The organism is Xanthomonas massiliensis (genome assembly GCF_900018785.1).
GTDB classification, from domain to species: Bacteria; Pseudomonadota; Gammaproteobacteria; order Xanthomonadales; family Xanthomonadaceae; genus Xanthomonas_B; species Xanthomonas_B massiliensis.
Genome location: NZ_FCOY01000002.1, coordinates 107,466 through 122,110, shown reverse-complemented (window position 1 = coordinate 122,110; position 14,645 = coordinate 107,466). Strand labels below are relative to the sequence as shown.

At 73.6% G+C, this 14,645-nt stretch carries 13 protein-coding genes and 1 pseudogene; 10 read left to right on the top strand and 4 right to left on the bottom strand.

Annotation, left to right across the window (positions count from 1 at the left end; translation table 11 throughout):
• The first annotated feature begins 15 nt into the window (after positions 1-15).
• Genes BN3794_RS00495 through BN3794_RS00485 form a run of 3 tightly spaced genes read left to right on the top strand, consistent with a single transcriptional unit; the run spans position 16 to position 3,561 of the window.
• Positions 16-1,599, top strand: a complete 1,584-nt coding sequence (locus tag BN3794_RS00495; protein ID WP_078059489.1) for an alpha/beta hydrolase — start codon at positions 16-18, stop codon at positions 1,597-1,599.
• 34 nt (positions 1,600-1,633) lie between these two features.
• Complete coding sequence (locus BN3794_RS00490; protein WP_066091722.1) at positions 1,634-2,380, top strand: ABC transporter ATP-binding protein; 747 nt, start codon at positions 1,634-1,636, stop codon at positions 2,378-2,380.
• Positions 2,377-3,561 carry an ABC transporter permease gene (locus BN3794_RS00485; protein ID WP_066091719.1) on the top strand — a complete coding sequence of 395 codons (1,185 nt, stop codon included), beginning with the start codon at positions 2,377-2,379 and terminating at the stop codon, positions 3,559-3,561. The genes BN3794_RS00490 and BN3794_RS00485 overlap by 4 nt, the downstream gene beginning before the upstream one ends.
• Before the next feature lie 412 nt (positions 3,562-3,973).
• Here the strand turns inward: BN3794_RS00485 and BN3794_RS00480 are convergent, their stop codons facing one another.
• The gene (locus BN3794_RS00480) at positions 3,974-4,984 is read right to left on the bottom strand and encodes an energy transducer TonB (RefSeq protein ID WP_066091716.1); all 1,011 of its coding nucleotides are present in this window, start codon (positions 4,982-4,984) and stop codon (positions 3,974-3,976) included.
• A 160-nt stretch (positions 4,985-5,144) separates the two neighbouring features.
• Complete coding sequence (locus BN3794_RS00475; RefSeq protein WP_066091713.1) at positions 5,145-5,768, bottom strand: TIGR00645 family protein; 624 nt, start codon at positions 5,766-5,768, stop codon at positions 5,145-5,147.
• Positions 5,769-5,881: 113 nt separating this feature from the next.
• Here BN3794_RS00475 and BN3794_RS00470 point away from each other — a divergent pair, with 113 nt between their 5' ends.
• The 3 genes from BN3794_RS00470 to BN3794_RS00460 all read left to right on the top strand — a co-directional run bounded on the left by BN3794_RS00470 (position 5,882) and on the right by BN3794_RS00460 (position 9,716).
• Entirely contained in the window at positions 5,882-6,571 is a 690-nt protein-coding gene (locus BN3794_RS00470) for a glutathione binding-like protein (RefSeq protein WP_066091710.1), read from the top strand.
• 28 nt (positions 6,572-6,599) lie between these two features.
• Complete coding sequence (locus BN3794_RS00465) at positions 6,600-8,828, top strand: S9 family peptidase (protein ID WP_066091706.1); 2,229 nt, start codon at positions 6,600-6,602, stop codon at positions 8,826-8,828.
• Positions 8,829-8,960: 132 nt separating this feature from the next.
• A complete protein-coding gene (locus BN3794_RS00460) occupies positions 8,961-9,716 on the top strand; it encodes a Crp/Fnr family transcriptional regulator (RefSeq protein WP_160330872.1) in 756 nt (251 codons plus the stop codon).
• Between the two features lie 128 nt (positions 9,717-9,844).
• Here the strand turns inward: BN3794_RS00460 and BN3794_RS00455 are convergent, their stop codons facing one another.
• On the bottom strand, positions 9,845-10,279 hold the full coding sequence (locus tag BN3794_RS00455; RefSeq protein WP_066091700.1) for a hypothetical protein: 435 nt from the start codon (positions 10,277-10,279) through the stop codon (positions 9,845-9,847).
• Positions 10,280-10,421: 142 nt separating this feature from the next.
• Between BN3794_RS00455 and BN3794_RS00450 the strand changes: the two genes are divergently transcribed.
• Positions 10,422-10,670, top strand: coding sequence for a hypothetical protein (locus tag BN3794_RS00450; RefSeq protein ID WP_066091698.1), 249 nt, complete (start codon positions 10,422-10,424; stop codon positions 10,668-10,670).
• A gap of 31 nt (positions 10,671-10,701) precedes the next feature.
• Here BN3794_RS00450 and BN3794_RS00445 read toward each other — a convergent pair.
• Positions 10,702-11,094: pseudogene (locus BN3794_RS00445) on the bottom strand (GFA family protein); the annotation flags it as partial.
• Between the two features lie 157 nt (positions 11,095-11,251).
• Between BN3794_RS00445 and BN3794_RS00440 the strand changes: the two are divergent.
• The 3 genes from BN3794_RS00440 (at position 11,252) to aroE (ending at position 14,628) form a co-directional block, all read left to right on the top strand.
• A complete protein-coding gene (locus BN3794_RS00440; RefSeq protein WP_236493091.1) occupies positions 11,252-12,205 on the top strand; it encodes a bestrophin family protein in 954 nt (317 codons plus the stop codon).
• Between the two features lie 52 nt (positions 12,206-12,257).
• Positions 12,258-13,247 carry a porphobilinogen synthase gene (gene hemB, locus BN3794_RS00435; protein ID WP_066091693.1) on the top strand — a complete coding sequence of 330 codons (990 nt, stop codon included), beginning with the start codon at positions 12,258-12,260 and terminating at the stop codon, positions 13,245-13,247.
• Positions 13,248-13,776: 529 nt separating this feature from the next.
• The gene (gene aroE, locus BN3794_RS00430) at positions 13,777-14,628 is read left to right on the top strand and encodes a shikimate dehydrogenase (protein ID WP_066091690.1); all 852 of its coding nucleotides are present in this window, start codon (positions 13,777-13,779) and stop codon (positions 14,626-14,628) included.
• Positions 14,629-14,645 lie beyond the last annotated feature (17 nt).

Genomic DNA, 14,645 nt, shown 5'->3' with positions numbered 1-14,645 from the left:
CCGCCGGGAGGGGAAATGGACAAGCGCATGATCCGCAGGGTGGTGCTGGTGCTGGTGGCGGGAGCGTTCATCGGCTATCGCCACTGGCAGGACACGCACCCGGCCGGTAGCGGCGGCGACGGCACGCCCGCCGCGGCGGCGGCCCACGCCACCGCCCCGGCATCGGTGACGGCCGACAACCCCCGCCGCTACGGCAAGCTCGCCTTCGCCACGTGCACGCTGGCCAGCCCGGTGGTGGGCATGAGCGTGCCCGCGCGCTGTGCGCGGCTGGACGTGCCGGAGGATCCGCAGCGCCCGGGCGGGCGCCGGATCGGGCTGAAGATCGCCTGGCTGGAGGCCGAGGGCGACGGCCCGGTGGCGCCGGATCCGGTGTTCTTCATCGCCGGCGGCCCCGGCCAGTCGGCTACCGAATCGGCACCGATCGTGGCCCAGGCGCTGCGCGAGGTGCGCAAGCAGCGCGACGTGTTCCTCGTGGACCAGCGTGGCACCGGCGGCTCCAACGCGCTGGCGTGCGACGGTGCCGACGGCAAGCCGCTGGCGTTCGACGAGAACGCCACCGACCCGGCCGCCATCGCCGACTACGCCCGCCGCTGCGCCGCCGCGCTGGCCGGCCGCGCCGACCCGCGCTACTACACCACCACCGAGGCGGTGGGCGACCTGGACGCGGTGCGCGCCGCGCTGGGCGTGGAGGCCATCGACCTGGCCGGCGTGTCCTACGGCACGCGCGTGGCGCAGCAGTACGCGCGGCTCCACGGCCAGCACGTGCGCGCGATGGTGCTCGACGGCGTGGCACCCAACGACCTGGTGGTCGGCGGCGAGTTCGCCGATACCTTCGAGGACGCCATCGCGCTGCAGGCCGCGCAGTGCCAGGGCGAGCCGGCCTGCGCCAGGCGCTTCCCGGTCGATACCCGCGAACAGCTGCGCAGCGTCGTCGAGCACCTGCGCCGCGCGCCGGTCCCGGTGGAGTATCGCGATGCGGCCACCAACGCGCTGCTGCACGACACGGTCACCGCCGACACCGTCACCGGCCTGGCCTTCGCCTTCTCCTATGCGCCGCAGAGCGCGGCGCTGCTGCCGCTGATGCTCGACGAGGCCGCGCAGGGCCGCTATGGGCCGCTGATGTCGGTGGCGCAGATGGCCACGCGCGAGTTCTCCGGGTCGATGAACCGCGCGATGCAGTGGTCGGTGGTCTGTGCCGAGGATGCCGACCGCTACCGTCCGCGCCCGGGCGACGCGCACACCCTGCTCGGCCCGGAGGTGGCCTCGATGTTCTACGCCGCCTGCCCGGGCTGGCCGACCGGCACGCGCCCGGCCGGCTTCACCGAGCCGCTGCATTCGGACGTGCCGGCGCTGCTGCTGTCCGGGCAGATGGATCCGGTCACCCCGCCGCGCTATGCCGCGCGGGTGCTGGCCGGCCTGCCGCGCGGCCGCGGCATCGTCGCGCCGGGGCAGGGCCACGGCGTGATGGGCCTGGGCTGCCTGCCGCGGCTGATGGCCCAGTTCTACGAGAGCGCCGACGCGCGCGCACTGGACACGCGCTGCGTGCAGGCGCTGACGCCGGTGCCGGCATTCACTTCCTTCAACGGGTGGCAGCCGTGATCCGCCCGCCCGCAACGCTTACGGAGATGCGCCCATGATCGTGGCCGAAGACCTGCACAAGGCGTTCCGCACCGGCAAGACCGTCGTCCAGGCCGTGGATGGCGTGGGCTTCACCGCCGCCGACGGCGCCATCACCGGCCTGCTCGGCCCCAACGGCGCCGGCAAGACCACCACGCTGCGCATGCTGTACACGCTGATGACCCCCGACCGCGGCCGGGTGCTGGTGGACGGCATCGACACCGCGCGCGACCCGGTGGCGGTGCGCCGCGTGCTGGGGGTGCTGCCGGACGCGCGCGGCCTGTACAAGCGCCTGACCGCGCGCGAGAACATCGCCTACTTCGGCCGCCTGCACGGCATGGCGCCGGCGCGCATCGCCGAGCGCATCGACGCACTGGCCACGGCGCTGGACATGCGCGACATCCTCGACCGCCAGGTCGAGGGCTTCAGCCAGGGCCAGCGCACCAAGACCGCGATCGCCCGCGCGCTGGTGCACGACCCGCGCAACGTGATCCTCGACGAGCCGACCAACGGCCTGGACGTGATGACCACGCGCGCGCTGCGCGGGTTCCTGCGCACCCTGCGCGCGGAGGGCCGCTGCGTGATCTTCTCCAGCCACATCATGCAGGAGGTCGCCGCGCTGTGCGACCGCATCGTGGTCATCGCGCGCGGCACCGTGGTCGCCGCCGGCACGCCCGACGAGCTGCGCGCGCAGACCGGGCGGGAAAACCTCGAAGACGCCTTCGTGGCGGCCATCGGCTCGGAGGAGGGCCTGCACGCATGAGCATTTTCCCGACGTTGCTCACGGTGATGGGCAAGGAACTGCTGGACCTCTCGCGCGACCGCCGCACCCTGCTGCTGTCGCTGCTGCTCGGCCCGCTGCTGTACCCGGTGCTGATCCTGGGCATGGGCGTGCTCTCGCAGAGCAAGGCGCGCGCGCAGATCGACCGGCCGCTGGACGTGGCGGTGATCGGCCGCGAGCACGCGCCCAACCTGGTGGCGTTCCTGGCCGCGAAGGGGCTGGTGGCCAAGGCGCCGCCGGCGGACGTGACCGCCGCCATCCGCAACCAGGACATCGACGTGGCGCTCCGCATCGACCCGGGCTTCGGGGCCGACTGGCAGGCCGGGCGCCCGGCACTGGTGGAGATCCTGCGCGACACCACCCGGCGCGACTCGGAGATCCCGGCGCGCCGGATCGAGACGGCGCTGGCCGGCTATGCCCAGCAGGTCGGTGCGCTGCGGCTGGTGGCGCGCGGCATCGACGCCCAGGTCGCGCGGCCGCTGGCGGTGGTGACCCAGGACCAGGCCACCGCCGAGGCGCGGCGCGGCCTGCTGCTGTCGCTGTTCCTGCCGGTGATGCTGATCATCACCTCCTTCATCGGCGGCTCGGCGCTGATCCTGGACGCGACCGCCGGCGAGCGCGAGCGCCAGTCGCTGGAGCCGCTGCTGGCCACGCCGGCGCCGCGCGCGGCCATCGTCAGCGGCAAGATCGCGGCGGCCTGCCTGATCGGCTTCGTGACGCTGCTGCTGACCCTGCTGGCCTTCAAGCTCAGCGCGCAGCTGCCGCTGTCGGGCGTCGGCGGGCAGCTGGACGTGAGCTTCGCGGCGATGGCGCAGATGCTGTTCGTGCTGCTGCCGATGCTGTTCATCGGCACCGCGCTGTTGACCTTCCTGGCCGCCGGCGCCAAGAGCATGAAGGAGGCGCAGAGCCACATCACCTGGCTGATCCTGCTGCCGATGCTGCCCAGCTACGCGCTGATGGCGTACCCGCTGCGCACCCAGCTGTGGCAGTTCGCGGTGCCGTTCCTGGGGCAGAACCAGATGCTGCTCAAGCTGGTGCGCCACGAGCCGATCCCCGGGGCGGTGTGGGCGGTGTACCTGGTGGCCGGCTTCGGCCTGGCGGTGTTGCTGTGGTGGGCGGCGGTGCGCCGCTACGGACAGGAGCGGCTGGCGATCAGCGGCTGAGCCAGACCCGCCGGTCCGCGCTGCACGCGGGCGCGCGGGACGGTCGGGGGCATGCCGGTTGGTGGGCCGGCATGCCCCGCGTTGCCGGGGGGCGTGCCGCGCCAAGGGGCCGGTCCGGGGCCCAGGCCACCGTGCCGATGGGCGGTGCGACCGCGCGGTCGCCCGCGGATCGGCGGCTGCGACGCGCGGTTGCGGGGAGGGAAGTGCGCAGGAGCCAGGCGGAAGGCGCGGTCCACCGGCGCTTCGGCCGGTCCGGTCCCGGCTGTTCCGGCCCGAGTCGTGGCGATGCCGCAGGGCGGGGATTGCGCGCCGCCGGCCGGGTGCCTTTCCGCGCGGCGGCCACGGCCGGAAACGAACACGCCCGGCCAGGCCGGGCGTGTTCGTGCGGACCGCGCGGCGGATGCGAGCCGGCTCAGCCGCCCGGCTGGAACGCCAGGGTGCGGCGGGTGGTGACCGGCGCGGCGACCGGTTCGAAGCGCCAGCGCTTGACCGCGTTGATGGCCTCGCGGTCGAACACGCGGCCGGGGTTGGAGCGCAGCACGCGCGCGCTGGTGACCGAGCCGTCGGTGCCCACGGTCAGTTCCACCATCACCTCGCCGGAGGTGCCGGCGCGCAGCGCCTCGGCCGGGTAGCGCGGTGCCGGCGTGCTGATCGGGCGCAGGCTGGGCGCGGCGGCCGGGGCGGCGGGCGCCGGTGCCGGCGCGCGGGCGGCGGCCTGGGCCTGTTCGCGGCGGGCGGCGGCCTGGCGCTCGGCTTCGGCGCGGGCCGCTTCCTGCTGCGCGGCGGCCTGGCGGGCAGCCTCCTGCTGCGCGGCGATCTGGCGGGCGGCGGCGGCCTCGGTGGCCTGCTGCTGCGCCAGGCGCTGCTGCTCGGCCGCCTGCCTGGCCTTGTCCTCGCTGGCCTTGCGCGCCTTGTCGGCCTCTTCCTTGCCGCGGTTCTGCACCGCCAGCTGGCGCGCGGCCACGGTCTGCTTTAGCCGCGGCAGCGCCGGCGCGGCCGGATCGACGCGGCCGATCAGCCCGACCAGGCGCTCGGCCTCGGGGAAGTCCTCGCGGTTGATGCTCTGCTCGGCGGCGATCAGGGTGTAGGGCATCAGGTCGGTCAGCGCGCTGCGCGCGCCCGCATCGTCGGGCAGCTTCTCGCGCAGGGCCAGGTAGTACTCCACCGCGTTGTCGCCGGCCGGGGCGTACATGCGGTTCTCGCGCAGCGCGGCGGTGGCGGCATCGCGCAGCTGTTCCGGGCTCAGGCCCTGGGCCTGGGCGGCGGCGGTGGCCGCGGGCTCGGCCGCCGCCGGCGCCGGCGTATCGCCCGATGCCGGCGTGGCCGCGGGCGCGTTGTCCTGCTTGCCCGAGCAGGCGGCCAGCGCGAGCGCCAGCAGGGCCGGCGCCAGCAGGGGCCGGCGCATGTCGTGGGTGTACAGCATGGTGGTCTTTCCCCCTTTCAGAACCCGAAATGGATGACGTCGCCGTAGTCCGGCATCTCCCCGCGCCGGAATCTAGCACCCCGCCGGAACCGCCCCGCTCCCCAGCGGTCGCGTGTCACCGGAATAGTGTGATGAAAATCACAGATGTCGTGCCGCTGCGTCAATGTGCCGGATGGCTCGGCCCGGACATCACCCGGTCGGTCCAGGCGATGCCCAGCGCCGAGAGGATGAACACGCAGTGGATCACGGTCTGCCACAGCACGCCATCGCTGGTCAGCGCCGAGCAGCTCATCTCGCCGACCTGCGCGGCGGCCTTGCTCATGTTCTCCGGCGCGCACAGCGGCAGGCCGTTGAGCGAGCCGGCGGCGATGAAGGTCTTGAGCAGGTGGATCGAGGAGATGCCGATGATCGACAGCGCCAGCTTGACCTTGAGCACGCTGGCGTTGACGTGGCTGAGCCACTCGGGCTGGTCCGGGTGGCCCTCCAGGCGCAGCCGCGAGACGAAGGTCTCGTAGCCGCCGACGATCACCATCACCAGCAGGTTGGAGATCATCACCACGTCGATCAGGCCGAGCACGATCAGCATGATCTGCTGCTCGCCCAGGCTCGGCGCCTCGTGGATCAGGTGCCACAGCTCCTTGCCGAACAGGAACACGTACACGCACTGGGCCACGATCAGGCCCAGGTACAGCGGCAGCTGCAGCCAGCGCGAGGCGAAGATCAGGGCGGCGACGGGGGTGAGGCGGACGGGAACGGAGGCGGGCGCGACGGGGTGCTCGGACATGCGGACGGGGACAACCGTGGGGGAAAAAGCGAAGCGGCAGGGTAACGGCCGCCGTGCGTGGCTGCCAAGCGCGGGCCCGCTACACTGTCGGCCCTGTTTCCGCGGAGCCGGCGATGATCGACCTGCACTACTGGCCCACCCCCAACGGGCACAAGATCACGATGATGCTGGAGGAGACCGGCCTGCCGTACCGCATCGTGGCGGTGGACATCGGCGCCGGCGACCAGTTCAAGCCGGACTTCCTGGCGATCGCGCCCAACAACAAGATGCCGGCGATCGTCGACCACGCCCCGGCCGACGGCGGCGCGCCGCTGAGCGTGTTCGAGTCCGGCGCGATCCTGCTGTACCTGGCCGAGAAGACCGGCCGCTTCCTGCCGGCCGACCTGCGCGGGCGCACCGCCACGCTGGAATGGCTGTTCTGGCAGATGGCCGGGCTGGGCCCGATGAGCGGGCAGATGGGCCACTTCAACGTCTATGCGCGCGAGAAGATCCCCTACGCGATCGAGCGCTACGGCAACGAGGTGCGGCGCCTGCACAAGGTGCTCGACGCGCAGCTGGCCCGCCATGCCTACGTCGCCGGCCAGGACTACGGCATCGCCGACATGGCCTGCTACCCGTGGATCGAGGCGTACCGCGACCTGGCGCCGGACTATGCCGCCTTCCCGCACCTCAAGCGCTGGCACGACGCCGTCGCCGCGCGCCCGGCCACCGCGCGCGCCTATGCCCTGAAGGAACAGGTCAACCCGCATGCCGGCAAGCCGCTGTCCGAGGCGGAACGCCGGCTGCTGTTCGGCCAGAAGTGACTTCCCCGTTCCCGTCGCGAGATCCCGCATGCGTTCCCTGCTCGTCGCCATTGCCCTGACCGTGTCCGCCGTGTCCACCGCCCACGCCGAGAAACTCACCCTCGAGGCCATCACCGGCCCGCTGCCGCTGTCCGGCCCCACCCTGATGAAGCCCAAGGTCGCGCCCGACGGCTCGCGCGTGACCTTCCTGCGCGGCAAGGACGGCGACCGCAACCAGCTGGACCTGTGGGAGTACGACATCGCCAGCGGCAAGACCCGCCTGCTGGTGGATTCCAAGGTGGTCCTGCCCGGCACCGAGACCCTGAGCCTGGCCGAGCGCGAGCGCCGCGAGCGCCAGCGCATCGCCGCCTACACCGGCATCGTCGACTACCAGTGGGCCCCGGACGGGCGCCGCCTGCTGTTCCCGCTGGGCGGCGAGCTGTACCTGTACGACCTGGACAAACACGGCGCCGCCGCGGTGCGCCAGCTCACCCACGGCGAGGGCTTCGCCACCGATCCCAAGCTCTCGCCCAAGGGCGGCTACGTCAGCTTCGTGCGCAACCGCGACCTGTGGGTGATCGACCTGGCCGACGGCGCCCAGGTCCGCCTCACCCGGGACGGCAGCGACACCATCGGCAACGGCGTGGCCGAGTTCGTCGCCGACGAGGAGATGGACCGCCACACCGGCTACTGGTGGGCGCCGGACGACTCGGCCATCGCCTTCGCCCGCATCGACGAGGCGCAGGTGCCGGTGCAGAAGCGCTACGAGGTCTATGCCAACCGTACCGACGTGGTCGAGCAGCGCTACCCGCAGGCCGGCCAGCCCAACGTGCGCGTGCAGCTGGGCGTGATCGCCCCGCGCCAGGGCGTGGCGCCGCAGTGGATCGACCTGGGCGCCGATCCGGACATCTACCTGGCGCGCGTGGCCTGGCGCGACCCGCAGCGGCTGACCTTCCAGCGCCAGTCGCGCGACCAGAAGAAGCTCGAGCTGGTCGAGGCCACCCTGGGCAGCGGCGCCGAGCGCACCCTCGTCACCGAGACCAGCCCGACCTGGGTGCCGCTCAACAACGACCTGCACTTCCTCAAGGACGGGCGCTTCGTCTGGGGCTCGGAGCGTTCCGGCTACGAGCACCTGTACCTGGCCTCCGAGGACGGCCGCCAGCTCGTGCCGCTGACCTCGGGCGAGTGGATCGTCGATGGCCTGGAAGCGGTGGACGAGCAGGCCGGCAAGGTCTACTTCACCGCCACCAAGGATTCGCCCACGCAGAAGCACCTGTACGTGGTGCCGCTGGCCGGCGGCGCGATCGAGCGGCTCACGCCCGAGCCGGGCATGCACGCGGTCAGCTTCGCGCGCAACGCCAGCGTGTACGTGGACAGCTGGTCCAGCACCACCACGCCGCCGCAGATCGAGCTGCACCGTGCCGACGGCCACAAGCTGGCCACCCTGGTGCGCAACGACCTGGGCGATGCCGACCATCCCTTCGCGCGCTACCGCGACGCGCTGCGCCCGGTCGAGTTCGGCACGCTCGCCGCGGCCGACGGCCACACCGTGCTGCACTACCGCCTGATCAAGCCGGACGGCTTCGACCCGGCCAAGCGCTACCCGGTGATGGTCTACGTCTACGGCGGCCCGGCCAGCCAGACCGTGACCGACAGCTGGCCCGGCCGCGCCGACGGCATGTTCGACCAGTACCTGGCCCAGCGCGGCTACGTGGTGTTCTCGCTGGACAACCGCGGCACCCCGCGTCGCGGCCGCGACTTCGGCGGCGCGCTGTACGAGAAGCAGGGCACGGTCGAGGTGGACGACCAGCTGCGCGGCATCGCCTGGCTGAAGGCGCAGCCGTGGGTGGACGCGGCGCGCATCGGCGTGCAGGGCTGGTCCAACGGCGGCTACATGACCCTGATGCTGCTGGCCAAGCACAGCGAGGCCTACGCCTGCGGCGTGGCCGGCGCGCCGGTGACCGACTGGGGCCTGTACGACACCCACTACACCGAGCGCTACATGAACCTGCCGGCGGCCAACCCGGACGGCTACCGCGAGGCGCGCATCGCCACCCACCTGGACGGGCTGAGCGCGCAGCTGCTGCTGCTGCACGGCATGGCCGACGACAACGTGCTGTTCACCAACTCGACCTCGCTGATGGCCGAGCTGCAGCAGCGCGGCAAGGTGTTCGAGCTGATGACCTACCCGGGCGCCAAGCACGGCCTGTCCGGCGCGGCCGCGCTGCACCGCTACAAGACCGCCGCGGCGTTCCTCGACCGCTGCCTCCGGCCCTGATCCACCGCCGCGGCCGGCGCATCCGCCGGCCGCGCGATGTTTGGCAAAGTGTTGCGACGGCGGGTTTTTCCCGCCCGTCGCCGGGCAAGGCCGGTAACCTCGGACACGGTTGCGAAGGACCTGTCCCGCGTCATGCCTGCCCTTGCCTCGTCCCTGCCGCGTTCGCGCGCCTTGCCCCTGCCGCCGTCGGACGCCATCGCCCGGCGGTTCTGCACCGCCTGCGACATCGGCGCGGTCTGCCTGGCGGCCGACCACGCCGCGGCGCTGCGTGCGCTGCACGCCCGCATCGAGCACACCGGCAGCTACCGCCCGGGCCACTTCCTGTTCCGCGAGGGCGACCAGCTGGCCGCCCTGGCGGTGGTGCGCACCGGCGCGGTGAAACTGTGCGTGATCGAGCCGGGCGGCGGCGAGCAGGTGGTGGGCCTGGCCCTGCCGGGCGATGCCATCGGCCTGGACGCGTTCGACGACGAGCGCCACCACTGCAGCGCCGTGGTGCTCGAAAGCACCACCCTGTGCCGGCTGCCGGTGCCGCTGCTGGAGCGGCTGTCCACGGTGCCGGCCATGCAGCGCGTGTTGCTGGCGCTGTTCTCGCGCCACCTGGCGCGCGCCGACCTGCTGGGCGGGCGGTTCGGCGCCGAACGCCGGATGGCCGCGTTCCTGGTGGCGATCTGCCGCCATGCCGCGCGCCGCGGCCTGTCCGGCATGCGGGTGCACCTGCCGATGGCGCGCATCGACATCGCCAACTACCTGGGGCTGACGCCGGAGACGGTCAGCCGGGTGCTGCGGCGCTGGCGCGAGGGCGGCGTGGTCGATATCCGTCAGCGCGAGGTCGCGATCCGCGACCCGGGCACGCTGGCCGACCTGGCGCGGCCGATCCTGCGCCGCTGATCCGTCCCGGCGGGGGGGCGGCGTACGCGGCGGCGCCTCGCTTCCGGCCCCCCCCGGCGAGTGCCGCGATCCACGCCGGCACCTGGGCGCCAGGCGCCATGGCCGGCCGTGTCCGGGGCAGGGCGCGGCTAGGGCTGGGGCTGCGCCTGGGCCTGCGGCGGCACCCAGATCGCCACCCCGTTGGCCTGCTTCTGGGTGGTCGGGATGCCGACGCCGAGCCCGCCGCCGACGTGGCCGCCGAAGCTGCCGGCACCGACCGACACGCCGCCGCCGGAGCGTTCCGAGCCCACCCCGATCAGGACCACGCCGTTGGCGCCCAGTTGCGCCGCCAGGCGCTTGAGCCGGGCCACGGCGGCGTCGGTCTGGCCCTGGGTGCCGAAGCCGGCGGCACTGGTGGCCTGGATCTGGGCGATCTGCACCGAGCCGGGGGGCACGTCCGGGTACACGCGCACCAGCGCCGGATCGATCGGCGCCCGCGCCGGGGCGAGCATGACCTTCGAGGTGCTGGCGCAACCGGCCAGGACCAGCAGCCCGGCGAATGCGGCTGTCAGACGGATGTTCATGGCGATGGCCTCCAGTCGATGGCGTTGGCCCGCGGCGCGCCGCGTCGTGGCACGTGCGGAACGCGGACAGCATCGCACGGGGCGGCGGTAGCGGCCGTGATCGGCTATGGTGCCGCTCAGGTCCGCAACGGAGTCGGCAGCGATGGGTCTGATCAGCGTGGTGTGGGGCATCCTCGCCCTGGTGTGGCTGGTGTTCGCGTTCATTCCCCTGCTGGGCTGGGGCAACTGGTTCCTGATCCCGTTCGCGGCGGTCGGCGCGATCATCGCCGCCATCGCCATCCTGTTCACCGCGCCGGCCAACCGCGGCCGCGCCAAGACCGGGCTGCTGCTCAACGCCGTCGTCATCGTGGTCGGGGTGATCCGCCTGAGCCTGGGCGGCGGCGTGGTCTGACGAGCGCGGCACAGCGCCCGGCGCCGGTCCTTCAGGCCGGGGCGCTGCCGGCGCCGTCGCGATGGCGCGGCGCGCGGCCGCCGATCTCGTCCCAGGGCGCCTTCGAGGCCACGTGGAGGTGGCGGGCGACGCGGCCGGCGACGGGCGTGTCCAGCAACCCGGCCGGGATCCAGACCCCGGTGCCGTCGCGGGTCGGATTGGGGCAGGGGCTGCCGCAGCGCGGGCAGAAGTCGACCCGGTAGCCGCTGGCGCGGACGAAGCTGCGCAGCGTGTGCGCGCCGGCCCGCCAGCGGAAGCGTCCGGCGGGCACCACCAGGGCGGTGACGGCGCCGCTGCCGCTGGCCTTGCGGCACAGCGAGCAATGGCACTGGTACAGGTCGGGCAGCGGGCCGGAGATCGCGAAGGCGACGGCCCCGCAAAGGCAGGCGCCGTGGACGTCGGGCGGGACCGTGCGCGGGCAGCGAGAGGCGGGAAGGAACGCGAAGGATAGGACGGTGCGGGGGCGTCGCGCGAGCGGTGCCGGGCCGGTGCGCCTGCCGCGGCCCGCGGCGGCGGCTTAGAATGCCCGTCCCCCACCGTCCATGGCCCGCCGCCCGCGCGGCGCGGCCCCGTTCCCGATGATCATCCGCCCGCGTCCGCAGGGATGGCAGTTGCTGTACATCCTGCGCGGCTCCATCGTGCCGGCCGTCGCCCCGCGCGTGCTGGCGATCACCGGGCTGGCGGTGCTGGTGTCGGCGTTCGCCGAGCTGGGCCACCCGCCGGGCATCGAGCGCGTGTCGGTGGCGCCGTTCACCCTGATCGGCCTGGTGCTGTCGATCTTCCTGAGCTTCCGCAATTCCGCCTGCCACGAACGCTGGTGGGAAGGACGGCGGCAGTGGGGCCAGCTGGTGCACGAGTCGCGCAGCCTGGCGCGGCTGTGCAACGCGGTGCTGGCCGACGACCCGCAGCGCCGGCTGCGGGTGTGCCGGCTCGCCGCCGGCTTCGCCCATGGCCTGTGCGCGCGCCTGCGCGGCGGCGACGTGGCCGCCGCGGTGCGGCCGTGGCTGCCGGCCGCGGCCGGCGATCCGCTGGACGGGCACCGCAACCTGCCCGAGCGGATGCTCGGGCTGATCGCCGCCGACCTGGCCGCTGCGCTGCGCGAGGGACGCCTGGACCCGTACCTGTACGGCCGCTTCGAGGCGCACCTGCATGCCATGGGCGGGGTCCAGGCCGGCTGCGAGCGCATCCTGTCCACGCCGCTGCCGTTCGCCTACACCCTGCTGCTGCACCGCTGCGCCTGGCTGTTCTGCGTGCTGCTGCCGTTCGGCCTGGTGACCGTGCTCGGCTGGGCCACGCCGGTGGTGTCCACGGTGCTGGCCTACGCCTTCTTCGGCCTGGACCAGCTGGGCGAGGAGATGGAGGAGCCGTTCGGCACCGAGCCCAACGACCTGCCGCTGGACGCGCTGGTGCGCGGCATCGAGGCCGATCTGCTCGACAGCCAGGACGTGCGCCCGCTGCCGGCGCCGCTGCAGCCGCGCGACTACGTGCTCACCTGAGGCCCGCGGGCGCCGGGCGTATCATGCCCGCCACGTTCCCAGGACCGCCGCCATGAGCTATCCCATCGACCGCCCGCGGCGCATGCGCCGCGACGCCTTCTCGCGCCGGCTGATGCGCGAGCACACGCTGACCGCCGACGACCTGATCCTGCCGGTGTTCGTGCACGAGCAGGCCGGCCGCGCGCCGGTGCCGTCGATGCCCGGCGTGGAGCGGCTGTCGATCGACGAGCTGCTCAGGGTGGGCGAGCAGGCGCTGGAGCTGGGCGTGCCGCTGATCGACCTGTTCGGCGTGCCCGACCCGGGCGCCAAGACCGCCGATGGCCGCATCGCCTGGGACGAGGACGGCATCGTCCAGCGCGCCATCCGCGCGCTGAAGTCGCGGTTCCCCGAGCTGGGGGTGATGGCCGACCAGGCGCTGGACCCGTACACCACCCACGGCCAGGACGGGCTGATCGACGAGAGCGGCTACATCCTCAACGACGCCACCGTGGCGGCGATGGTGCGCCAGTCGCTCTCGCACGCCGCCGCCGGCGTGGACGTGCTCTCGCCCAGCGACATGATGGACGGGCGCATCGGCGCGATCCGCGCCGCGCTGGAGGAGGCCGGCTTCATCCACACCAAGATCATGGCCTACAGCGCCAAGTACGCCAGCGCCTTCTACGGCCCGTTCCGGGCCGCGGTGGGCAGCGCCGCCAACCTCGGCCGCGGCAGCAAGCACACCTACCAGATGGACCCGGCCAATTCCGACGAGGCGCTGCACGAAGTGGCGCTGGACCTGGCCGAGGGCGCGGACATGGTGATGGTCAAGCCGGGCCTGCCGTACCTGGACGTGCTGTATCGGGTGAAGCAGCAGTTCCGCCGCCCGACCTACGCCTACCAGGTCAGCGGCGAGTACGCGATGATCAAGGCCGCCGCCGGCAACGGCTGGATCGACGAGCGCGCGGTGGCGATGGAATCGCTGCTGGCGTTCAAGCGCGCCGGCGCCGACGGCATCCTCACCTACTACGCGCTGGACGCGGCGCGCTGGCTGCGCGAAGGCTGAGCAGGGCCGCGCCGGCGATCCGCCACGCCGAGGCCGGCACTGCCGCCGGGGTGGCGCGGTTGCCGGCGCCGCGGGGCTAGCCGGCCGCCGCGGCGGTGTCCGCGCGATGCCTGCAGGCGATCGCCGCCTCGCCGCGGCATGCGGTGTCGATCGCCGGTCGCCCGCCTGGCGTGCGCCGGCGGGCAGGGGCGGCGCCTGTTGATCGGGACCGGCGAGCCGGCCGGGATCCTCGCCAGTGGGAGCGATGCCGATGCGCGCCGCGGCGGCGTCGGCCGCGCCCTGATCGCCGCCGCCTCGGCTGGGCGCGGACACGCGGCTGCACCATGCTCTTCCTGCGGTCCGACGGGATGCGCGGCGGGGCGCACGCCTTCCATCCCGCGCTCCGGCTTCGCGAGAAGCAAGGCCGCGCACGTCTATCGCCTGGCGCGGTGCGGCCGCTCATGGCGCGCCGCATCATCGGCTTGCGCGCCCGCGCGCCTACACTGCGCGCATCACGTGCCGTGCGCCCGCGCGCCGAAAGGAAAGAGCCATGACCCCCGCCCGCTACGCCGTATTCGGCCACCCCGTCGACCACTCGTTGTCGCCGGACATCCACGCTGCCTTCGCCCGCCAGCACGCCATCGCCCTGGACTACACCGCCATCGACGCGACGCCGGAGGCGTTCGCCGACGTGCTCGCGCGCTTTGCCGCCGGTGGCGGGCGCGGGGCCAACGTGACCCTGCCGCACAAGGAAGCGGCCTTCGCTCTGTGCAGCACGCTGACCCCGCGCGCGCGCCGCGCCGGGGCGGTCAACACCCTGGTGCTGACCGATGACGGCGGCTGGTACGGCGACAACACCGACGGTGCCGGCCTGGTGCGCGACCTCACCGCGCGCCACCACCTGGACCTGCGCGGCCGCCGCGTGCTCATGCTCGGCGCCGGCGGCGCCGCGCGCGGCGTGGCGCCGGCACTGCTCGATGCCGGCATCGCCCAGATGGTGGTGGTCAACCGCACGCCCGAACGCGCCGAGGCGCTGGCCGACGCGATGGGCGAGCCGGCCCGCGCGGTGGTGCGGCGCTGGCAGGACCTGGGCGACCTGGGCGAGTTCGGCCTGATCGTCAACGCCACCTCGGCCGCGCGCGGCACCGCCACCGGCTTCACCCTGCCGATGTCGCTGGCCGGCGAGCGCACCGGCGCGGTGGACCTGAACTACGGCGAGGCGGCGATCCCGTTCCTGGCCTGGGCGCGCGCGGCCGGCTGCCGGCATGCGGTCGATGGCCTGGGCATGCTGGTCGAGCAGGCCGCCGAGAGCTTCGCCCTGTGGCACGGCGTGCGCCCGCAGACCGACGAGGTCTACCGCCGCCTGCGCGAGCGCGACCTGCTGCTGGTCACCGCCGACTGAACGGCGCGCGCTGCGGG

Bases quoted from the DNA above. Each gene is read 5' to 3' on its own strand.
- BN3794_RS00490 (WP_066091722.1), top strand. From the start codon at position 1,634: ATGATCGTGGCCGAAGACCTGCACAAGGCGTTCCGCACCGGCAAGACC.
- aroE (WP_066091690.1), top strand. From the start codon at position 13,777: ATGACCCCCGCCCGCTACGCCGTATTCGGCCACCCCGTCGACCACTCG.
- BN3794_RS00460 (WP_160330872.1), top strand. From the start codon at position 8,961: ATGCCTGCCCTTGCCTCGTCCCTGCCGCGTTCGCGCGCCTTGCCCCTG.
- hemB (WP_066091693.1), top strand. From the start codon at position 12,258: ATGAGCTATCCCATCGACCGCCCGCGGCGCATGCGCCGCGACGCCTTC.
- BN3794_RS00450 (WP_066091698.1), top strand. From the start codon at position 10,422: ATGGGTCTGATCAGCGTGGTGTGGGGCATCCTCGCCCTGGTGTGGCTG.
- BN3794_RS00495 (WP_078059489.1), top strand. From the start codon at position 16: ATGGACAAGCGCATGATCCGCAGGGTGGTGCTGGTGCTGGTGGCGGGA.
- BN3794_RS00470 (WP_066091710.1), top strand. From the start codon at position 5,882: ATGATCGACCTGCACTACTGGCCCACCCCCAACGGGCACAAGATCACG.
- BN3794_RS00440 (WP_236493091.1), top strand. From the start codon at position 11,252: ATGGCCCGCCGCCCGCGCGGCGCGGCCCCGTTCCCGATGATCATCCGC.
- BN3794_RS00480 (WP_066091716.1), bottom strand. From the start codon at position 4,984: ATGCTGTACACCCACGACATGCGCCGGCCCCTGCTGGCGCCGGCCCTG.
- BN3794_RS00475 (WP_066091713.1), bottom strand. From the start codon at position 5,768: ATGTCCGAGCACCCCGTCGCGCCCGCCTCCGTTCCCGTCCGCCTCACC.
- BN3794_RS00465 (WP_066091706.1), top strand. From the start codon at position 6,600: ATGCGTTCCCTGCTCGTCGCCATTGCCCTGACCGTGTCCGCCGTGTCC.
- BN3794_RS00455 (WP_066091700.1), bottom strand. From the start codon at position 10,279: ATGAACATCCGTCTGACAGCCGCATTCGCCGGGCTGCTGGTCCTGGCC.
- BN3794_RS00485 (WP_066091719.1), top strand. From the start codon at position 2,377: ATGAGCATTTTCCCGACGTTGCTCACGGTGATGGGCAAGGAACTGCTG.